This window comes from Dyella sp. NPDC103356, from assembly GCF_055584465.1.
Genome location: NZ_JBVJLZ010000012.1, coordinates 1 through 17,631 on the forward strand (window position 1 = coordinate 1; position 17,631 = coordinate 17,631).

Sequence of the window (17,631 nt, forward strand, 5' to 3'; positions counted from 1 at the left end):
TCGGCTCGACGTGCCAATGCGCGCCACGCCAACGGTCTCCTTGCTCGGCACTTCATTTTCGGTCGAGGCGACGCAAGTGGCGATCTATACGGCGACCGGTGCATCTATTTCGGTGGCTGCCGGCGGCAACCGGAATATGCAAGTGGACGTGACCGCGACGTTTACTGGCGGCACTCCAACAGCTGGCGCGATGGCGCAAATGAATACCCCGGATGTGTTCCTCTTTAAAGCGGAGCTTTGACGTGTACACACTTTTCGAGACCTATGTGCTCCGCGACGACGGCGCCTGCATTCCGCTCGACGAAGGCAACTGTGACTATCAGGCTTATCTGGCCTGGGTCGCCGCCGGCAACACGGCCGCCCAACCGCCGGCGCCGACATTCGGCGATTACGTGCAGACCTTCCTGCCACAGTTCTCGATGTGGATGGAGGAGGTCGCCTGGAGCAACATCTACGATTCGGTGCTGTCGTGCCTCTCATACCTCACCAGCTCGGTTCCTCAGTACAAGGGCGATGCCGAGGCGCTGCTCGCCTGGCGCGATGCGCTATGGGTCTGGGCGCAGAACTGGGAAGCTGGCTTTAACGGCCAGGTGCCGGCGACGATCCCAACGTTCGCCGAGGTGAAGGCACAGGCGCCACAGCCAGAGGCCTATGGCTGGGTGGTGCATTCAACCGGGAACGTGATCAATAGCGGGACACAGTCGGCGGATCACGCCGGACTCTAGCGGCGAGGCTTCTTATCTGGATTGCTGCCAGGCGGTGTGCTGTGTCCCTGGACGCCTTTGGGCATCGGCACCAACTCCCAGCCGGGAACGCGCTTGAACGTCAGATCGAGCTGGACCTTGATCTTTTCCGGCTGCCCGAGCAGTTGCACGGTTGCGCTTCCAGTTGCCACGCCGATGTCGGAATCACGAAAGGCGAGGGCGCCTGTCTCGCCGCGGATCAGACAGGTACCCACATAGGTCCAGCGCCCCAGTGGGCCGGCATCACCAGGCGGCTCGGCATAGGGCCGCCAATCGGCCAGGAGGTCATAGGCGAAATCTTTGATGGGGCGCGGTGGTCGTCTGGCCATAGTGATCGAGCGTACGATAACGACGTCTCATCGACGGAGAATGTCGTTAGAGTTTTTAGCAAGAGCCAGAGTTTTTAGCGGCGAGTGAGTTTCGATGCTTCGAAAGCCGCTTTAAATGGTGGCCGGGGACGGAATCGAACCGCCGACACGGGGATTTTCAATCCCCTGCTCTACCAACTGAGCTACCCGGCCAGGGTGGATGATCTGGAACGATCATCGATACTGCGTGGAGCCGCGTATTAAACCGAACGCGACGGCTCGCGTCAAGACTCATGGCCTAGTCTTGAGGCGCCACATAGCCTTCGGGCTGTTTGACGTCGCCGCCGAACAGGAATTTTTCCATTTCGGTGCCCAGGAACTGGCGGGCCTTGGGGTCGAGCGGATTGAGGCGGTATTCGTTGATCAGCATGGTCTGGTGGGCCAGCCATTGCTGCCATGCGGGCTTGGAGATCTCGGCGTAGACGCGCTGGCCGAGCGGGCCCGGCCAGGGGGCGAAGTCGAGGCCTTCGGCGTCGATGCCGAGCTTGGCGCAGTGGATGGTGCGGCTCATACAGGTTTCCTTGCGGGGAGTGCTTGCAGCAGGCTGCGCACGGGGGCGGGCAGGCCTAGTGCGAGCAATTCGGTGAGGGTGTACCAGCGCAGGTTCGGCGTGTCGTTCACGGCCTTGGCGGCGCTGGCGTCGTCGAACAGCCAGGGCTCGACATTCAAACGATAGTGACTGAAGACATGCACGAACGGTGTCAGTGCGACGACGTCGTCGATGCGTGCGAGACCTTGGGCGACGCGCCACGCGTCGTCGTGATCGCTCGCTTCGGGCAGGCTCCACAAACCGGACCACACGCCTTGCGGGCCGCGCCGTTCGAGCAACACGCGATCGTGCTCGTCGCGCAGGATCAGCATCACCGTGGCGCGCGTCGGAATGGTCTTGCTCGCCTTTGGCGTGGGCAATTGCGCGGTCAGCCCATCGCGCTTGGCGACGCAATGATCGGCCACCGGACAGGCCAGGCATAGTGGCCGCGAGCGCACGCAAAGCGTGGCACCCAGATCCATGATCGCCTGCGTGTAGTCGGCGACGCGCTCGGCGGGCGTGTGCTCGTCGGCGTATTGCCAGAGTTTTTTCTCGACTGCGCTTTCGCCGGGGTGGCCATGCACGCCATGAAAGCGCGTGAGTACGCGCTTGACGTTGCCATCGAGGATCGGGAATCGCAGCCCATAGGCTTGCGCCAGAATCGCGCCCGCGGTGGAGCGGCCGATGCCGGGCAGGGCGGCGAGTGCATCGAAATCGGGCGGCATCTGGCCGCCGTGCTTCTCGACGCAAAGCTGCGCCGCGCGATGCAGAAAACGTGCGCGACGGTAGTAGCCAAGGCCCGACCACAGCGCGAGCACCTGGTCTTCTTCTGCGCCAGCGAGGTCGCGCAGCGTCGGCAGTGCGGTAACGAAGCGCTCGAAATAAGGAATGACGGTGGCGACCTGCGTCTGCTGCAGCATCACTTCGGACAGCCAAACGCGATAAGCATCGCGGCGACCCGCAGCATCGGCTTGCTGCCAGGGCAGGTCCTTGCGGCCGTGGCGATCGAACCAGGCCAGTAGCGCAGCAGCGAAATCGTTCATGGCTTGGGAGCTGCGGCGGGCGCCGTGGTGCTGCTGGCCGCAGCGGGTGCTGCCGGTCCGGTTTCCAGATGCAGGCCTTCGATGCTGACGCCGCCAGTGTCGACCTTGCCGATATCGACCTGACCACTGCCGGGTGGCAGCGACAAGCCGGGTTGATCGGCATCGGCAAGCTGCGACCACCAACGCGTCAAGGCGACCGGCGGCAGCTTGAGATCGGCATGGCTGTCGGGGCCGTCGAGCTTCAGTGCGAGCAGCAGCGGATCGGTCTGGTTTGCCGGCGTCAACGTTACCGCCACGTTGTAGCTGCCGGCGTCGGCGTGATCGAGCTTGCCGCCCAGCCTTACCGAGGCATCGGCCGCGCCGTGCCAGCGCGCGTCACCGGTCAGCTGCAACACCAGCGAGCTGCCTTGCGAGAGACGTAGTGCGATGTTGTCCAGCTGCAGTGCCTGACCGGCAATGCGTGGCGTGCCGGTCAGGCGCAATTGGATCGCGTCACCATTGGCGATGCGTGCCGAGACGCTCAGCGGAAATGCCTGGCCCGACGCGAGCTTGCCGGCTTCCAGGGTGACGTCGTCGAGCAGCAGTTTTTCGCCACTGAGGATGCTGCCACGAGTGATCAGAATGCCTGTATCGATGCGCGGTATTTGCAGCGGCGTGCTGCTGGGGCGCGGCGGCAGGTTGGAGAACCAGTCTTGCAGGGCGTCGAGGTCGACACGCGGCGAATCGATCTCCATCTGCGTGATCACCGTGTCGCCGCCGAACAGCGTGCGCCAGGGCAGCGCGAGCCGGCCGTTGGCGGCGATCAGGATCGGTGCAGTGGCGCCTTGCGCATTCAGGGTGAGGCCTTGCAGCTCCAGCGCGGGGCGCGGGAACAGCGACGGGCTGGCGGGGCTGGCGAGATTGAGTTCGAGTCCAGCCGCGCGTGCCTGGTTTTGCAGCATGGCGGTGAAACGCTCCGGCTGCAGCAACAGATGCACGGTAACGATCGCCACCAGCGCGACGATCAGCATGGTGCTGGCGAGGATGATCAGCGAGAGGCGCAGCGTGCGTGACATCATCGCGGCAAACGGTGCTTACGCATGGCCCAGCGCTGCCGGTAGCAGGCCGTCGACAAACGCCTGGGCATCGAACACGCGCAGGTCCGTTGCGGTTTCGCCAAGGCCGATGAAGCGAATCGGCAGGCCGAACTCGCGCGCCAGGGCAAACACCACGCCGCCCTTGGCGGTGCCGTCGAGCTTGGTCACTACCAGGCCGGTCACGCCGACGATCTGGCGGAACTGACGGACCTGGCTCACTGCGTTCTGGCCGGTGGTGCCGTCGATCACCATCAGTACTTCGTGCGGCGCTTCGGCGTCGATTTTTTTCAGCACGCGGGCGATCTTGCCCAGCTCGTCCATCAGGCCGCCCTGTGTGTGCAGGCGACCGGCGGTGTCGGCGATGAGCACGTCGACATCGCGCGAGCGCGCGGCTTGCAGCGCGTCGAAGATCACGCTGGCCGAATCGGCGTCCTGGCCCTGCGAGATCACCGGCACGTCGTTGCGCGCGCCCCAGGTCTTGAGCTGCTCGACCGCGGCGGCGCGGAAAGTGTCGCCGGCGGCCAGCATCACGTTACGGCGCTCGTCGCGGAAGCGGCGTGCGAGCTTGCCGATAGTGGTGGTCTTGCCAACGCCGTTGATGCCGACGGTAAGAATCAGGAACGGCTTGCGGCCGCTGACATCGAGCGGCTGCTGTACCGGTATCAGTTGATCGACCAGCGCTTTGCGCAGTGCCGCGAGCAGGGCGTTGGCATCGGCGAACTCACGCTTGTGCATGCGCTTGCGCAGCGACTCGACCAGCTGTGTGCTGGCCTCAACGCCGACGTCGCCGGTAATCAGGGTGGTTTCGAGCTGGTCGAGCAGGTCGTCGTCCAGCTTGGGGTTGCGGCTGAACAGCGTGCTGAGGCCGCGGGCAAAGCCGCTGCCGGAAAGCCGCTCACGCCAGGAGCGCTTGCCTGCCGCAGCCGCTTCGGCGGCAACCGGTGCGGGCGTGGCCTGCTCGGGAAGGTATTCGACGGCCTCGTCGGCGGCCGGCGCGGCCTCCGGCGGTGCGGCTTCGGCCAGGGCTTCGCCCAACGTGGGGGACAGGTCCTGCGCGGCGGCATCCGCGGCGGTCGCCGGGGCGTCCTGGCGCTGTTCTTCGGCCGTGTCGGTGGGCTTCTTCTTCCAGAACTTGAGCATCGGGGCGGGGATTCAAAGACAATAGAGGGAATGCTACCACCCTCATTCATACCCACCGCTGAGCGCGGCCCCCCTGGCGGAGGCCGCGCATGAGCGCCACCCCCGGTCGTATCCGCGTGATCGGCGGCCAATGGCGTAACTCGCGCCTGGAAGTACCGGACCTGCCCGGGCTCAGGCCCACGCCCGAGCGGGTGCGCGAAACCTTGTTCAACTGGCTGATGCCGGTGATCTCCGGGGCGCGTTGCCTGGACCTGTGCGCCGGTACGGGGGCGCTTGGGATCGAGGCCTTATCGCGTGGGGCGGCCAGCGTGCGCTTTGTCGAGCGCGATGCGCGCGCGGCGCAGGCGCTGCGCGGGAATCTGGCGCGGTTGAAGATGCCCGGTGGTGAGGTCAGTACGTTGGATGCGGCGGTTTATCTGCAGGGTGCGGCGCAGGCGTTCGACCTGGTGTTTCTCGATCCGCCGTTTGCTTTGGACTTGTGGGGCGGCCTGGCCGACCGGTTGGAGCAGGGCGGCTGGCTGGCGCCGCGGGCCTGGGTTTATGTGGAGTCGCCACGTGATGGCGCTCCGGCTTTGCCTGCTGGCTGGGCGCTTCATAGGGAAGGCGCTGCGGGTGAGGTGCGTTATGCGCTTTACCGGCGAGTGGAGTCCTAGAAACCCCTTCCTATCCGTCATCCCGGCGCAGGCCGGGACCCAGTGGCTTCGGTTCTTGGTTTTCGCCGCAGGGCGAATGCTTGACGACTCTCGCGACAAACGACTTCAAAGCCACTGGGTCCCGGCCTGCGCCGGGATGACGAGTAGGGAAGTTTGTCGGAGGCTCGATAGCCCGCACCCCAGCATCCGCACCAGTACGGCAAAACCCGAGATATTGGCCGCGCCTTGGGCTAAGCTAGCGCTCCTTTTTCACCGAACCGCGACCTTTCCGTGGACAAGCCGCCGGTCAATACACGTCTCGCCGTTTACCCAGGCACCTTCGACCCGATCACCAACGGCCATGCCGATCTGGTCGCGCGTGCCGCGCCGCTGTTCGAGCGCATCGTGGTGGCGGTGGCCGAGAGCCCGAACAAGGGCAAGGGGCCGGGCTTCAGCCTCAACGAGCGCATTGCACTGGCGCGTCTGGCCTTGGCCGATCTGCGCAACGTGGAAGTGCGCGGTTTCGATTGCCTGCTGGCCGACTTCGTCTCGCAGATCGGCGCCGGCGTGATCATCCGCGGGCTGCGCGCAGTGTCCGATTTCGAATACGAATTTCAGCTGGCCAGCATGAACCGCCATCTGATTCCCAAGGTCGAGACGTTGTTCCTGACGCCGGCCGAGCAGTACAGCTTTATTTCTTCCTCGCTGGTGCGCGAGATCGGCCGCCTCGGCGGCGATATTTCCGGCTTCGTGCATCCGGCGGTTCAACAGGCCATGCGTCAGCGCTGGCAACAGAGTCTGTCCGAGCAGGCTTGATTCCATTCAACGCAAAAACATTCAAGGTGATCATCATGCGTAAGTTCGCTCTCGTTGCCCTCCTCGCGCTCACCGGTGCCGTGGTCCTGTCCGGTTGCAGCAAGTCGGATGACGATCAACAGGCTTCGCAGCAGCAACAGGTGCAGAAGGTTGCCAAGCCGACCGATCCGAACGACTCCAAGGCGTGGAATTCGTACCTCGGCCAGATCGTCACCCAGAACATGCAGGGTATGACGGCCGACCGTCCGTACCCGTACCTGGTCAATGCCGGCGACACCGACGACGCCAAGGCGTCGCGCGACCGTCAGCTGCAGAATGTGCAGGACGTGATCGCCCGCGGCGTGCTGCCGGGCAATATGCTGGTGTTTGCAGGTCCCGAGTCGGCCAAGACCGCCGACCTGATCCAGGCCGCGTTCAAGGACGCCAAGCCGGGTTCGTTCAAGGATGTGATCATCCTGTTCATCGGCGACCAGGCTGACCAGCAGCGCGTCACCGAAACGCTGCAGCCGACCGGCGCGCAGGTGCGTTTCGTCGCGATGTAATCGCAAGGGCGCATCTGCGCTCTTGGACGCGGGGGCGGTTTCCGCCGTAGTGGCCCATACGGGTTGCCACGGCGGGAATCGCCCCCACGTCATTTGCGGGCCTTCAATCGTTATAAGGCGCCCGTCCGTCCCTCGTGTAAACTCGTCTTTATGTCCCTGAAAATCCTCGATACCTGCGTCAATTGCGACGTCTGCGAACCGGTCTGCCCGAACAAGGCCATCTCGCTTGGCGAGGAGTACTACGTGATCGATCCCTCGTTGTGCACCGAATGCATCGGGCACCATGACGAGCCGCAGTGCGTGGTGGTCTGCCCGGTCGAATGCATCGAGGTCGACCCGAATCACACCGAGACGCACGCGCAGCTCGAACTCAAATACCAGCAATTGATGAGCAAGGAGACTGGAGCATGAGGTTTCTCAATGGGCCTGCGTTGCTGCTTGGCTTGGTAGTGAGCGGCAGTGGGGCCTTTGCGGCTGATGTCGCGCCGCAGAATGGGGCTGCACATACCCCGACCAAGTCCACGCTCGTTGCACGCGAAAAGCCCGGCCATGCGGCGATCGCCAGCGCGAACTTCCACGCCACCGAAGCCGGCCTGGAAGTGCTGGCCAAAGGTGGCAACGCATTCGATGCGGCGGTTGCGGTAGCTTCGTCGTTGTCGGTGGTGGAGCCGGAAAGCTCGGGCACCGGCGGCGGTTTCATGGGCATCTTGCACCGCGCTTCCGACGGCCGTGACATCTTTATCGATGCGCGCGAAACCGCACCGGCAGCGGTCGACGTGAAGGACTACCTCAACGCCGACGGCACGCCCAATCGCGACAACTCGCTCAATGGTCCGCTGTCCGCCGGCATTCCGGGGCAGCCCGCCGGCCTGGTGTGGCTGGCCCAGCATTACGGCAAGCTGCCGCTGAAAGTGTCGTTGGCACCGGCGATCAAGCTGGCGCGGGATGGCTTCAAGCTCGACAGCCGTCTTGCTGGCGCGATCCAGTCGCGGCAGAAAGACATCAAGCGCTGGCCCGCCTCGGCGGCCAAGTTCCTGCCCGACGGCAAGGCGCCGGCCGAGGGTGAACTGTGGCGCGATCCCAACCAGGCCAAGACGCTCGAGGGTATCGCCGAGCACGGTCTGGATGGTTTCTATCGCGGCGAAACGGCCAAGGCGATGGTCGATGCGGTCAAGGCTGCCGGCGGCCGCTGGACGCTGAAGGACCTGGAAAGCTATCGCGTAAAAGAGCGCGAGCCGATCGTGCTCGACTATCGCGGCTACAAGATCGTCACCGCGCCGCCGCCGTCTTCCGGTGGTGTGGCGATCGCGGAGATCCTCAATATCCTTTCCGGCTTCGACCTGACCAAACTCGACGATGCACACCGCACGCATCTGGTGATCGAAGCCATGCGCCGCGCGTTCCGCGATCACAACGATTACCTGGGCGACCCGGATTTCGTGAAGATCCCGATGGACATGCTGTTGTCGCCGTACTACGCCGATGGCCTGCGCCAGACCATCCTGCCCGACAAGGCGACGCCGTCGTCGATGCTGCCATCCAGCGGCGGCACCGATCCAGGCATGCACACCACGCATTTCTCGATCATCGATGCCGACGGCAACATGGTGTCGATCACATCGACGGTGAACTACACGCTCGGTTCGACCTTTGTTGCAGGCGATACCGGCGTGCTGCTCAACGATGAAATGGATGACTTCGCATTAGTGCCCAACAAGCCGAACGTCTACGGCCTGCTCGGCAGCAAGGCGAATGCGCCGGAGCCAGGCAAGCGCATGCTGTCCTCGATGGCGCCGAGCATCGTGATCGGTCCGGACCGCGTTGGCGTGATCGGCTCGCCGGGCGGCTCGACCATCATCACCCAGGTGCTCGAAGGCATCCTGGCGTTTGTCGACGGCAAGAGCGCGACCGACATCGCCGCGCAGAAGCGTTTCCATCACCAGTTCATGCCCGACCGCGTCGATGTGGAAGAAGGCGCGTTCGACAAGCAGACCTCCGATGCGCTCACCGCGATGGGTTACGACCTGAAGACGCGCGAGTCGTGGGGCTTTATGAATGTGGTTACCTGGGATCTGAAGACGCACAAGCTCGATGCGGCGAGCGACCCGCGCCGGCCTTCGGGCTTGGGCAAGGTGCAGTAATAAAGGTGATTCCCCGCTCGTCGCCCCGGCGAACGCCGGGGCCCAGTGCCTTGGTTCGGTGCGGAGACGCCAGGCCCCGGCCTTCGCCGGGGCGACGGGCAGGTGGGCAAGACGTGGAGCGCATGTATGGAACTATGGTCACTCATCGGTAACTCGCAGCGTCTCGATGGCGGCGCGATGTTCGGCAATGCGCCGAAGGCGCTGTGGTCGCGCTGGATCGCTACCGACGAACAAAATCGCATTCCGTTGGCCTGCCGCTGCCTGTTGGTAAAAGACCTCGACGGTCGCAATGTACTTTTCGAAACCGGTATCGGCGCTTTCTTCGAGCCCGCCTTGCGCGAACGCTATGGCGTTGTCGAAGAAAAACACGTGTTGCTCGATTCGCTGGCCGAGGCGGGCCTCACCCACGAAGACATCGATGTCGTGGTGCTGTCGCATCTGCATTTCGATCATGCCGGCGGCTTGCTTGCGCCCTGGCAGGAAGGGCAGGCACCGAGCCTGTTGTTTCCCAAGGCGACCTTTGTCGTCGGCGCCGAGCATTGGCAGCGCGCGCGGCATCCGCATCCGCGCGATCGTGCATCGTTCATTCCCGAGCTGTGCGATCTGCTCGAAAGCAGCGGCCGGCTTGAACTGGTCGAAGGCGACTATTCCAAGGTTCTGGGCGAAGCCGTACGCCTGAGCTATTCGGATGGACATACGCCCGGCCTGATGCTGGCCGAGGTTGGCAAGGTGGTGTTCTGTGCCGACCTTATCCCTGGTCGCTTCTGGGTGCACCTGCCCATTACCATGGGCTACGATCGGTGGCCTGAGAAATTGATCGACGAGAAGCGGGGGTTTCTCGACGACAAGCTCGAGCGCGGGGTGCAGCTTTTCTTCACGCACGATCACGACTGCGCCATGGCGCGCGTGACCCGGGACGAGCGTGGCCGCTACGGCACCGCCGACGAACAACGTGAACTCAAAGGGGTAGTTATCGCATGAGGTTCGGCCGGGGCGAGGATCTGAACGTATCGATCTGGATTCAGCGCGTGCTTGCCGCGTTGCTTCTGCTCGCCGGCATCGGTCTGGCCGCGACGACAGAAAAGAGTCTGGCCGTCCACATGGCGGCGTCGGAACGCCATGGTGGCCAGATTCTGGATCTCGGCAGCGAAGAGCGCGTGCAGCCTGGCCAGTACGGCCACATGGTGCGCGTTGCCGGCGAGCCGCAGGTGATCGAGTCGCCGTATGACCCGGATTTCAACCAGCATGCGAAAACGCCGGTGCTGGTGCGTCATGTAGAGATGTACCAATGGCGCGAAGTGCGCATTGGCGACCAGGTGCACTACGAAGTGGACTGGGTCGATCGCCCGCTCGATTCAAGCCGGTTCGCGCAGCCCAGGGGGCACGAGAATCCCGGTGCCTTCCCGATCGAAGGCAAGCAGTTCGATGCGGGGCTGGTGCGCATGAATGGCCTGGCGCTGGGGCCCGCTCTGGTGCATGCCTTGCCCGGCGGTGAGCCGGTCACTCCGGATATAAAGAACCTGCCGTCCAATATGGCGGCGACGTTTACGTTGAACGACAACCATCTGGTTACGAGCGCAAGGCCCGGCGATCCGCGACTCGGCGATATCCGGGTCAGTTGGGAGGCCATACCGGTACAGACGGTGACGGTTTTCGCTCGTGTCAGTGGCGATCGGCTGGTGCCGGCGGCGGATGCGCCCGACGGCAAGGGCTTCGATGTGCAGATCGGCGACCGCCGACTCGACGATGTCCTGCCTGATGTACCCCCGGCGCCCTCGTTATTGTGGGTGCGGCGGATTGTTTCGGTGCTGCTCGGTGTGTTTGCTGCGTTCCTGCTATTGCAGGCACCACGGCGTGAGCCACTGTTGGCGTTGGGTATTGGCGTGGCGGTAGTCGCGGCCGTGGCCGGTATCTGCTGGATCGGCGACGAGATGATGTTGGCGGCCGGGTGGTTGCTGGCGGCGTTGGTTGGGCTGGGCCTTATTGCGTGGCGGTTGCGGGTTCGACGTACGGTGTAAGGCTGCACTTATTGCGGTTGCCCCCCACTTGATCGTCATTCCGGCGCAGGCCGGAACCCAGTGGACCCAGGATTCGATTTTTGCCACAACCTACAAAAAGCTTTTCACATATCGCGAAAAGCTGAGCGTTTCGTCACTGGGTTCCGGCCTGCGCCGGAATGACGAGTTTAGAGAGACTGAGTCTCAAGTCGGCAATAAAAAAGCGGAGCCAAGCTCCGCTTTTTTATTGCATCCAATTCAATCAACTCAATTCGGCCGCTGTTCCGCAAACGAATACACATGGTCCGCCCACCGCGTCGCTTCCAGATAGATGCCGGCCATGCGGCGGATCTGCTGCGGCTGCGTACCGTTGTTGCGCATGTCGCCGGCTTCCCACTGCACCACCTGGTCGAGCAACGGAGCGAACGGGCCACGACGGCCGACCAGCGCGTTGCGGATATCCGGTGCCAGCGGCAGATGCTCTAGCAGGAAATCCAGCGGCGCGCACATCAGCGTATCCAGCAGCGAGAACAGGCCGGCGGTAAAGGCCATTTCGCGTTCGGCGCGCGGCATGCCCTGCGCCAACTGTTCGCACATGTGTGCACGAATCAATGCGGCGCGCAGCAGTTCCGGCGGGCGATCGTTCATGCCGCTCAGCGCCATCGTGCTGATCCAGTTGCGCATGCGGTTGAGGCCGAAAAAGATCGCCGCTTGCTCCACCGACTTCAGCTGCTTGGGCAGCGCGAAGTACGCCGAGTTGACGCAGCCGAGCAGCTTGTAGCTGAGGATCGCATCGTTGCGAATGACCTGGCCCAGTTCGACCGGGCCTGCCGATTCTTCTTCCAGCGCGCGCAACAGGCGCAGCACGCTCAGGCGATTGGCGGTGAGTACCGGCACATCCACCTTTTCCGGCAGCAGCAAGTAACCGCCCTGGATCGCCGCGAATGGCAGCTCCATGCATCGCTGGCAGGTTTCATGATCTTCGACATGGCCGGCGATGACCTGCAGGCCGCGTGCATGCAGTTGTTCGCAATGATCGCGCAGCGTGGCCGGGTCGAGCTGTTTGGCATCCAGGCGCACGAAGCGCACGAAGCTGAGCAGGATATTGGCCGAGCGGTCGCCGCCGACCTGAGGGATCGGATCCGCGCCCAGGTCCAGCATCAGCGCGCAGCCGCGCTGCGACAGCATCTGCAGGCGTCCCATCATCGCTTCATCCTCGGCCCAGGCCGAGTCGATCACCAGGCCGATGCGCGGGTAGCGCAACACCAGCTCGGACTGCTCCATCACCAGCTCGTGCGACAGCCGCACGAAGACGCGGTTATCGCGCGCCAGGCGTGTGACCGAGCCGTCGATGATGGTCGATAGAACGCGACGCATCAGGTTCGATTCGTCATCGCCGTCGCCCTGGATCAACAACTCGTAGGCGACCAGCTGATGTTCGCGGTCCAGCATCGGCACGCGGACGACCGGGAGCGGGACTTCGTTAAAGGTGGCGGCTAGATAGGCTTCAGGCACGGTGCTGGCAACGGTGGTATCACTCATGAAGACTCATCAATGTCTGCACAGGCGCTCTGGCGAACGGTCCCCTGCGAATCATTCCACCGTCGCCGCTATGGAAAGCGACGGTCCCCTGGATGTGCTCGTTTTGAACCGCGATCAGGCCTGTGCAAGCGGTAGCGATCGAAAGCCGCCGCGCACCTTGCCTGCCGGGTTGTATACGTTGACTTCGTCTTTGCCGCCGGTAAGTACGGACAAGGCGCGCCTGACGTGTTGAAGCCGTTGTTCGACGATATCGCCGTTGCGCTGGTTGGCCTGCTGGCATGCCGCCAGCGTCTTGAGAATGCCCGACCAGATCTGCTGATGGTTTTCGTTGTGCGAATCGATGTTCTGGGTCAGCTGCAGGCGTTCGCCATCGAGCTGTTCCAGCTGGTGCATCAGGCTCTGCTTGCGTTCGCCGGCGCGATTGAGCGCTTCGGCGTCGGCCCGGTCCAGTGCGGCGCGCTCGTCGCTCAGCACCTGGTCCAGATCGGCGACGGCGCCCTGCATATCGGCCAGCACGGCCGATAGCGCGTCGTTCATTTCCGCGAGCAGCCGTGAGCCCATGCGCTTACTTGCCGCCGAGCTGGGTATTGAGCGAAATCAGCTTGTCGGCAATGTTGGCCGGATTGGGCTTGTAGCTACCGTCGGCGATCGACTGGCGGATTTTGTCGACCTTCTGCTGGTCGACTTCGCTACCGCCTTGCGCCGCCTGGGTCAGCGCGCGCGCCGAGTCGGTCAGCTTGACGCTGTCGTTGGCTGGGCCGGTCACCGGCTTGGCGCTGGCCGCCGTGGCGTCCTGAGTGCTGCCGCCGCTCTGACCACTTTGGGCCTGCGGCAGAACCGGCAGTCCGTTGGAGGTGATGGTGGTGTTCATGGCTGGTCTCGTAGTCCCTGACTCGATGGGTTTCGGGTCTTGCCTATGGAAGCTATCGGCTGGCTGACGGGGAACTTTAGGCTCCTCGTGCCGCCGGTCGGGCAGGTTAATGCATACTGGGTCACGGAAGCGCCTCCACCAGCCCAGCCCCACGCACGATAGCGTCGATCGGCTTCCCGGAGCTGTCGTTGCGCACGCGCAGGCGTGCGCCGGTGTCGCCGCTGCCGAGGGCTACGCCGGTGGCGCGCACCTCGATGCCGCTGATACGGGCAATCATCTGGACATGGTCGCCGGCCTTTACGGTCTGGCGGCTGCCCATGGCGCTGGGCGTGAGCACACTGCCGGCCATAAGCGGCCGGGCCAGCGAGCGTCCGGCCACCTGGTCGAGCGAATCGATATAGCCATAGCCCAGCCGTGTGATATCGCGTTCCTCGCCATGCACGTCGGTCGCAGTGATGCCGTCGCCGCGTTGCAGGGGGCGCGTGGTCACCAGTACCTGGCGATAAAGCTGCAGGCGCACCGGCACGCGGATCTTCCAGCCGCCCGCCGTAGGGCAGCTGACTTCCACGGCCATGCGCGCGGAAGGGCGGGCCTCATTGGATATGGTTGTTTTCAGTGGTGCGGCGCACTCGGCCAACTGCAGGCGCGAGTCGAGCTTGTCCGCTTGCACCTCCGCGCGGCTGCCCGATGCGGCGTAGTGCTGACGCAACGCATCCTCGGCGGCCTGGCGCAGACGATCCGGCGAGGAGGGCGCGGCCTGCGCCGGCATGGCGCACGCCCAGGCCGCGCCCAGCAGCGCGAACGCTGTGGCGTAGCTCAATGGGCTGCGCGGAATAAACCTCATGCAACCGCATCCGCGAGCAGCACGCCCAGTTGCTGATGAATGGTTTCGCGTTCGGCTTCGACCCGGTTGGGGTAGTCGGCCGCGCGTTGCAGATCGCCCTGGCTGATCAGGCTGACGAAGGCGCCGGCATGCGTGCTCAAGCGCTGGCCCGCGGCCATTAACTGCTCGGCGGCCGGATGGGCGGCGTGCTTTTCGGCGAGGCGTGCAAGTACATGATCGAGTACGGCAGTGTCGAACCAGCGGCGGTCGAGTGCGGCCGGTTCGTGCAAGGCCAGCTCCATCGCCTGTCGCAAGCCCTGGATCGACTCGCGCAAGCTCAAACTGAGGCCGGCCAGGGAATGCTCCGCATCCTGGTCGAGCCAACCCAGGCACAAGCGGTGCGACAACACGCAGGCGCGGTCCAGCGCCTCGGCCTGGCGACGCGCTTCGACCGTACGTTTCTGCAAGACACCGAGTGCGGCCTGCGAACCGGCGATGCGTGCGCTTTGCGAATCCGAGCTTTGTTGTACGTTTTGCAGGCGCGTCATCGCGCCATGCAAGGTCTCCGCGCCCTCACGCAATGCGCTGGCGGTGTGGGTGATGCGTTCCTGTGCGTTCTCCAGGCGGCGCATGCCTTGCTGCACGTCGCCGTCGAGCTGTTGAGAGAAATCGCCGATGGAACCGGTGACCGCTTCGATCTCGCCGGTGGCCTGGCTGGTTTTTTCGGCCAGCTGCTTCACCTCGTCGGCAACCACGGCAAAGCCCTTGCCGGCTTCGCCCGCGCGCGCGGCTTCGATCGCCGCATTCAGGGCGACCAGGTTGGTCTGATGGGCAATCTCCTGCACGCTCGCGGTGAGCTTGCGGATCTGCGCGACCTGTTCGGCCAGTTTGGCCTGGTTGCGATTCATGGCCGACAGCGCGCTGCGCAGCAGGCGCAATTGCCCATCGACTTCGTTCACCGTTGCCGCACCATGGCGGGTAGTTTCCCGGGCCTGCTCGATGCCATTGACGGTTTGCTGCAACCCCGACGAAATCCCGGCGCCCCCATCCGTCAAACGTCCGACACCGGCCCGGCTCTCGCCGGTGGCTTCTTCCAGTGCCTGGTGTTCGCGCAATAGCGCCTGCGCCGCGTTGAGCATCAGACTCTGTTGCTCTACCGCCTGCAGAGCCACCGCTGCCGGTTCGCTTGGCCTGGCCAGCGCAAGCAATGGAGCCAATGCGTCCGCCATCGCCGGATACTCGCGCGACAGACGCTCGACCTGCGCGGTATGGCCTTTGGCGGCTGCCTGAGCCAGTGCGGCGAGTTGCTTGCTGCGGATAAAACTCATGGACGAAAGCATTCCTGATGAGGGTTGTCTCCCCATAGATCGGCTGGAGACGGCGGAGCTTGAGGATGCAAGGCGTGTGCCAGGGGGCGGAGTGAGTGGAAAGGAGTGAGGAGTGAGAAGAGCCGCTATCTCCACGCCATGTCTCATGCCCTCTTAGTTGTCATTCCGGCGCAGGCCGGAATCCATTCCTCAGCACTTCCGCTTGAGAAACTCCACCTGATACGCGAGAGGCTGAGGAGTGGATTCCGGCCTGCGCCGGAATGACGAGGTAGGAGGGTATTGTTGGAAATCTGGAGACGCTAAAGCTCCCCCCCAATCCTGCCGATAACCTACCTGTCCTCTTGCGCGTCAGATTTCCGTCTCCTCAACCCTTGAGTAGACGAGAAGGCCTTCTCTGATCCAGTGCAAACCCAGCTGCCAAGCCACTTTCCAGGCCATGGCACACAACTTGCCACAGACACCTCGCGGCGACCGCCGTGGGGAGTTTGCGATGAGTCAAATCAACGACAACTTGTTCGGATTGCACACGCAAGCGCTAGGCCTTTGGCAGAAGCGTGCCGAGGTGCTGTCCGGCAACCTGGCCAATGCCGACACGCCGGACTATCTCGCGCGCGATGTGGATTTCCGCAAGGCGTTGACCCAGGCGAGTGGTAATCAGCTGCCCCTGAACGCGCCGACCGCGGGGCAGATCGATCCGAATGCCAATGCGGGTGAACAGCTCGCCTACCGTGTACCCACACAGCCGTCGATGGATGGCAACACGGTCGATACGCAGGTCGAACAGGCGCAGTTCGCCGGTAACACGGTGCACTACCAGGCCAGCCTCAGTTTCATCACGGCGCAGATTCACATGCTGCGTACCGCCATTACCGAGGGCCAGAGCTGATGTCCTCTCTCTTCAAGATTTTCGATACCGCCGGTTCGGGCATGGCGGCACAGTCGACGCGGCTCAATACCGTGGCGAGCAATCTGGCCAATGCCGACACGGTCAGCTCGACGCCCGAAGGCGCCTACCGCGCGAAGGAGCCGTTGTTTGCAACCTTGCACGACAACGCGCTCAAGGCCGGTGCGGCTGCACAGGGCGACGGCACCAGCGGCGTGCAGACCCTGGGCGTGAGCGAGAGCCAGGCCGATATTCAGTCGCGTTACGAGCCGGGCAATCCGATGGCCGACGCCAATGGTTATGTCTACGGCAGCAACGTCAATCCGATCGACGAACTGGTCAACATGATCTCGGCGTCGCGTTCGTATCAGAACAACGTCGAAGTCATGAACACGGCCAAGCAGCTGATGCTCAAGACGCTGGACGTGGGCAAGTAACGGGGAACATGAGATGACTGCCGTCAATACCAACAACACCACGAATACCACCAATAACTCGAGCAGCAGTTCGGGCGCGGGTAGTGCTGCTTCGGCCTCGATCAGCCAGGCCGATTTCCTGAAGCTGCTGACCGCGCAGCTGCAGGCGCAGGACCCGACCAATCCTATGGACAACTCGCAGTTCGTCGCGCAGCTGGCCCAGTTCAGCCAGCTGCAGGCAACACAGGATCTGGACACGAACCTGCAGTCGCTCAGCTCCAACATCAATACCTCGATGCAGACCTCGCAGGTGATCAACTCCTCGTCGCTGCTCGATCGCAACGTCCTGGTGCCGTCGACGAACATGACGCTCACCAGCGGCACGCCCGCTGGCGGTGCCGTCAATTTCACGGCAGCAGGTACGGCGACGGTGACCATCAGCGACGCAGCCGGCAACCCGATCCGGCATATCACCGTCAGCAACACCAGCGCGGGGTTGACGCAGTTTTCCTGGGACGGGAAGGACGACAACGGCAATGCGGTCTCGCCGGGTTCGTACGCGATTTCTGCCAGCACCGGCAGCGGCAGCAGCAGTTCGTTGGATACGTATGTGTCCGGCAAGGTCTCGGGCGTCGGCTTCGGTGGCGACAGCGTGGGTACCTATCTCCAAGTGACTGGCGTGGGCGGCGTGCCGCTGAGCCAGGTCGCGCAAATTCTCTGACCGAAGACGTCCGAGCGCTT

General features: G+C 63.7%; 22 protein-coding genes and 1 tRNA gene. 12 read left to right on the forward strand and 11 right to left on the reverse strand.

The window, feature by feature from the left end; translation table 11 throughout:
- On the forward strand, positions 1 to 241 hold a 241-nt coding region (locus tag ACZ6WW_RS21185; RefSeq protein ID WP_465275969.1), incomplete at its 5' end, for a hypothetical protein.
- 1 nt (position 242) lies between these two features.
- Positions 243 to 725 (forward strand): hypothetical protein, encoded by a 483-nt coding sequence (locus ACZ6WW_RS21190; protein ID WP_465275970.1) that lies wholly within the window; start codon positions 243 to 245, stop codon positions 723 to 725.
- Here the strand turns inward: ACZ6WW_RS21190 and ACZ6WW_RS21195 are convergent.
- From ACZ6WW_RS21195 to ftsY, 6 genes are all read right to left on the reverse strand, one after another.
- On the reverse strand, positions 722 to 1,072 hold the full coding sequence (locus ACZ6WW_RS21195; RefSeq protein WP_465275971.1) for a hypothetical protein: 351 nt from the start codon (positions 1,070 to 1,072) through the stop codon (positions 722 to 724). The genes ACZ6WW_RS21190 and ACZ6WW_RS21195 overlap by 4 nt on opposite strands.
- A 116-nt stretch (positions 1,073 to 1,188) precedes the next feature.
- Positions 1,189 to 1,264, reverse strand: a tRNA-Phe gene (locus tag ACZ6WW_RS21200).
- An 85-nt stretch (positions 1,265 to 1,349) separates the two neighbouring features.
- On the reverse strand, positions 1,350 to 1,622 hold the full coding sequence (locus tag ACZ6WW_RS21205; protein ID WP_281849996.1) for an oxidative damage protection protein: 273 nt from the start codon (positions 1,620 to 1,622) through the stop codon (positions 1,350 to 1,352).
- Positions 1,619 to 2,683 (reverse strand): A/G-specific adenine glycosylase, encoded by a 1,065-nt coding sequence (mutY, locus tag ACZ6WW_RS21210; RefSeq protein WP_465275972.1) that lies wholly within the window; start codon positions 2,681 to 2,683, stop codon positions 1,619 to 1,621. The genes ACZ6WW_RS21205 and mutY overlap by 4 nt, the downstream gene beginning before the upstream one ends.
- Positions 2,680 to 3,741 carry an AsmA family protein gene (locus ACZ6WW_RS21215; RefSeq protein ID WP_465275973.1) on the reverse strand — a complete coding sequence of 354 codons (1,062 nt, stop codon included), beginning with the start codon at positions 3,739 to 3,741 and terminating at the stop codon, positions 2,680 to 2,682. Before ACZ6WW_RS21215 ends, mutY begins: the two co-directional genes overlap by 4 nt.
- Positions 3,742 to 3,756: 15 nt before the next feature.
- Positions 3,757 to 4,899 carry a signal recognition particle-docking protein FtsY gene (ftsY, locus tag ACZ6WW_RS21220; RefSeq protein ID WP_465275974.1) on the reverse strand — a complete coding sequence of 381 codons (1,143 nt, stop codon included), beginning with the start codon at positions 4,897 to 4,899 and terminating at the stop codon, positions 3,757 to 3,759.
- 89 nt (positions 4,900 to 4,988) lie between these two features.
- Between ftsY and rsmD the strand changes: the two genes are divergently transcribed.
- The 7 genes from rsmD (at position 4,989) to ACZ6WW_RS21255 (ending at position 11,048) form a co-directional block, all read left to right on the forward strand.
- Entirely contained in the window at positions 4,989 to 5,552 is a 564-nt protein-coding gene (rsmD, locus tag ACZ6WW_RS21225; RefSeq protein WP_465275975.1) for a 16S rRNA (guanine(966)-N(2))-methyltransferase RsmD, read from the forward strand.
- A gap of 270 nt (positions 5,553 to 5,822) precedes the next feature.
- A complete protein-coding gene (gene coaD / locus ACZ6WW_RS21230; RefSeq protein WP_281849991.1) occupies positions 5,823 to 6,347 on the forward strand; it encodes a pantetheine-phosphate adenylyltransferase in 525 nt (174 codons plus the stop codon).
- 35 nt (positions 6,348 to 6,382) lie between these two features.
- Complete coding sequence (locus ACZ6WW_RS21235; RefSeq protein WP_465275976.1) at positions 6,383 to 6,889, forward strand: hypothetical protein; 507 nt, start codon at positions 6,383 to 6,385, stop codon at positions 6,887 to 6,889.
- 150 nt (positions 6,890 to 7,039) lie between these two features.
- Positions 7,040 to 7,300, forward strand: a complete 261-nt coding sequence (locus tag ACZ6WW_RS21240; RefSeq protein WP_281849989.1) for a YfhL family 4Fe-4S dicluster ferredoxin — start codon at positions 7,040 to 7,042, stop codon at positions 7,298 to 7,300.
- Complete coding sequence (gene ggt / locus ACZ6WW_RS21245; RefSeq protein ID WP_465275977.1) at positions 7,297 to 9,030, forward strand: gamma-glutamyltransferase; 1,734 nt, start codon at positions 7,297 to 7,299, stop codon at positions 9,028 to 9,030. Before ACZ6WW_RS21240 ends, ggt begins: the two co-directional genes overlap by 4 nt.
- Positions 9,031 to 9,156: 126 nt before the next feature.
- A complete protein-coding gene (locus ACZ6WW_RS21250; RefSeq protein ID WP_465275978.1) occupies positions 9,157 to 10,011 on the forward strand; it encodes an MBL fold metallo-hydrolase in 855 nt (284 codons plus the stop codon).
- Entirely contained in the window at positions 10,008 to 11,048 is a 1,041-nt protein-coding gene (locus tag ACZ6WW_RS21255; protein WP_465275979.1) for a TMEM43 family protein, read from the forward strand. The genes ACZ6WW_RS21250 and ACZ6WW_RS21255 overlap by 4 nt, the downstream gene beginning before the upstream one ends.
- A gap of 246 nt (positions 11,049 to 11,294) precedes the next feature.
- Here ACZ6WW_RS21255 and ACZ6WW_RS21260 read toward each other — a convergent pair whose 3' ends face one another.
- The 5 genes from ACZ6WW_RS21260 to ACZ6WW_RS21280 all read right to left on the reverse strand — a co-directional run bounded on the left by ACZ6WW_RS21260 (position 11,295) and on the right by ACZ6WW_RS21280 (position 15,591).
- Positions 11,295 to 12,569 (reverse strand): EAL and HDOD domain-containing protein, encoded by a 1,275-nt coding sequence (locus tag ACZ6WW_RS21260; RefSeq protein WP_281849985.1) that lies wholly within the window; start codon positions 12,567 to 12,569, stop codon positions 11,295 to 11,297.
- A 114-nt stretch (positions 12,570 to 12,683) separates the two neighbouring features.
- Entirely contained in the window at positions 12,684 to 13,130 is a 447-nt protein-coding gene (locus ACZ6WW_RS21265; protein ID WP_465275980.1) for a flagella synthesis protein FlgN, read from the reverse strand.
- A 4-nt stretch (positions 13,131 to 13,134) separates the two neighbouring features.
- On the reverse strand, positions 13,135 to 13,440 hold the full coding sequence (gene flgM / locus ACZ6WW_RS21270) for a flagellar biosynthesis anti-sigma factor FlgM (protein ID WP_465275981.1): 306 nt from the start codon (positions 13,438 to 13,440) through the stop codon (positions 13,135 to 13,137).
- A 121-nt stretch (positions 13,441 to 13,561) separates the two neighbouring features.
- Positions 13,562 to 14,284, reverse strand: a complete 723-nt coding sequence (gene flgA, locus ACZ6WW_RS21275; protein ID WP_465275982.1) for a flagellar basal body P-ring formation chaperone FlgA — start codon at positions 14,282 to 14,284, stop codon at positions 13,562 to 13,564.
- Positions 14,281 to 15,591 carry a methyl-accepting chemotaxis protein gene (locus tag ACZ6WW_RS21280; RefSeq protein WP_465275983.1) on the reverse strand — a complete coding sequence of 437 codons (1,311 nt, stop codon included), beginning with the start codon at positions 15,589 to 15,591 and terminating at the stop codon, positions 14,281 to 14,283. Before ACZ6WW_RS21280 ends, flgA begins: the two co-directional genes overlap by 4 nt.
- A 490-nt stretch (positions 15,592 to 16,081) precedes the next feature.
- Here ACZ6WW_RS21280 and flgB point away from each other — a divergent pair, with 490 nt between their 5' ends.
- From flgB to ACZ6WW_RS21295, 3 genes are read left to right on the forward strand one after another with little or no spacing between them, the layout of a single operon-like run.
- Entirely contained in the window at positions 16,082 to 16,477 is a 396-nt protein-coding gene (gene flgB / locus ACZ6WW_RS21285) for a flagellar basal body rod protein FlgB (RefSeq protein ID WP_281849979.1), read from the forward strand.
- Positions 16,477 to 16,911: a flagellar basal body rod protein FlgC gene (gene flgC, locus ACZ6WW_RS21290; protein ID WP_465275984.1), complete on the forward strand. Its 435-nt coding sequence runs from the start codon at positions 16,477 to 16,479 to the stop codon at positions 16,909 to 16,911. Before flgB ends, flgC begins: the two co-directional genes overlap by 1 nt.
- 13 nt (positions 16,912 to 16,924) lie before the next feature.
- A complete protein-coding gene (locus ACZ6WW_RS21295; RefSeq protein WP_465275985.1) occupies positions 16,925 to 17,611 on the forward strand; it encodes a flagellar hook assembly protein FlgD in 687 nt (228 codons plus the stop codon).
- The last annotated feature ends 20 nt before the right edge of the window (positions 17,612 to 17,631 follow it).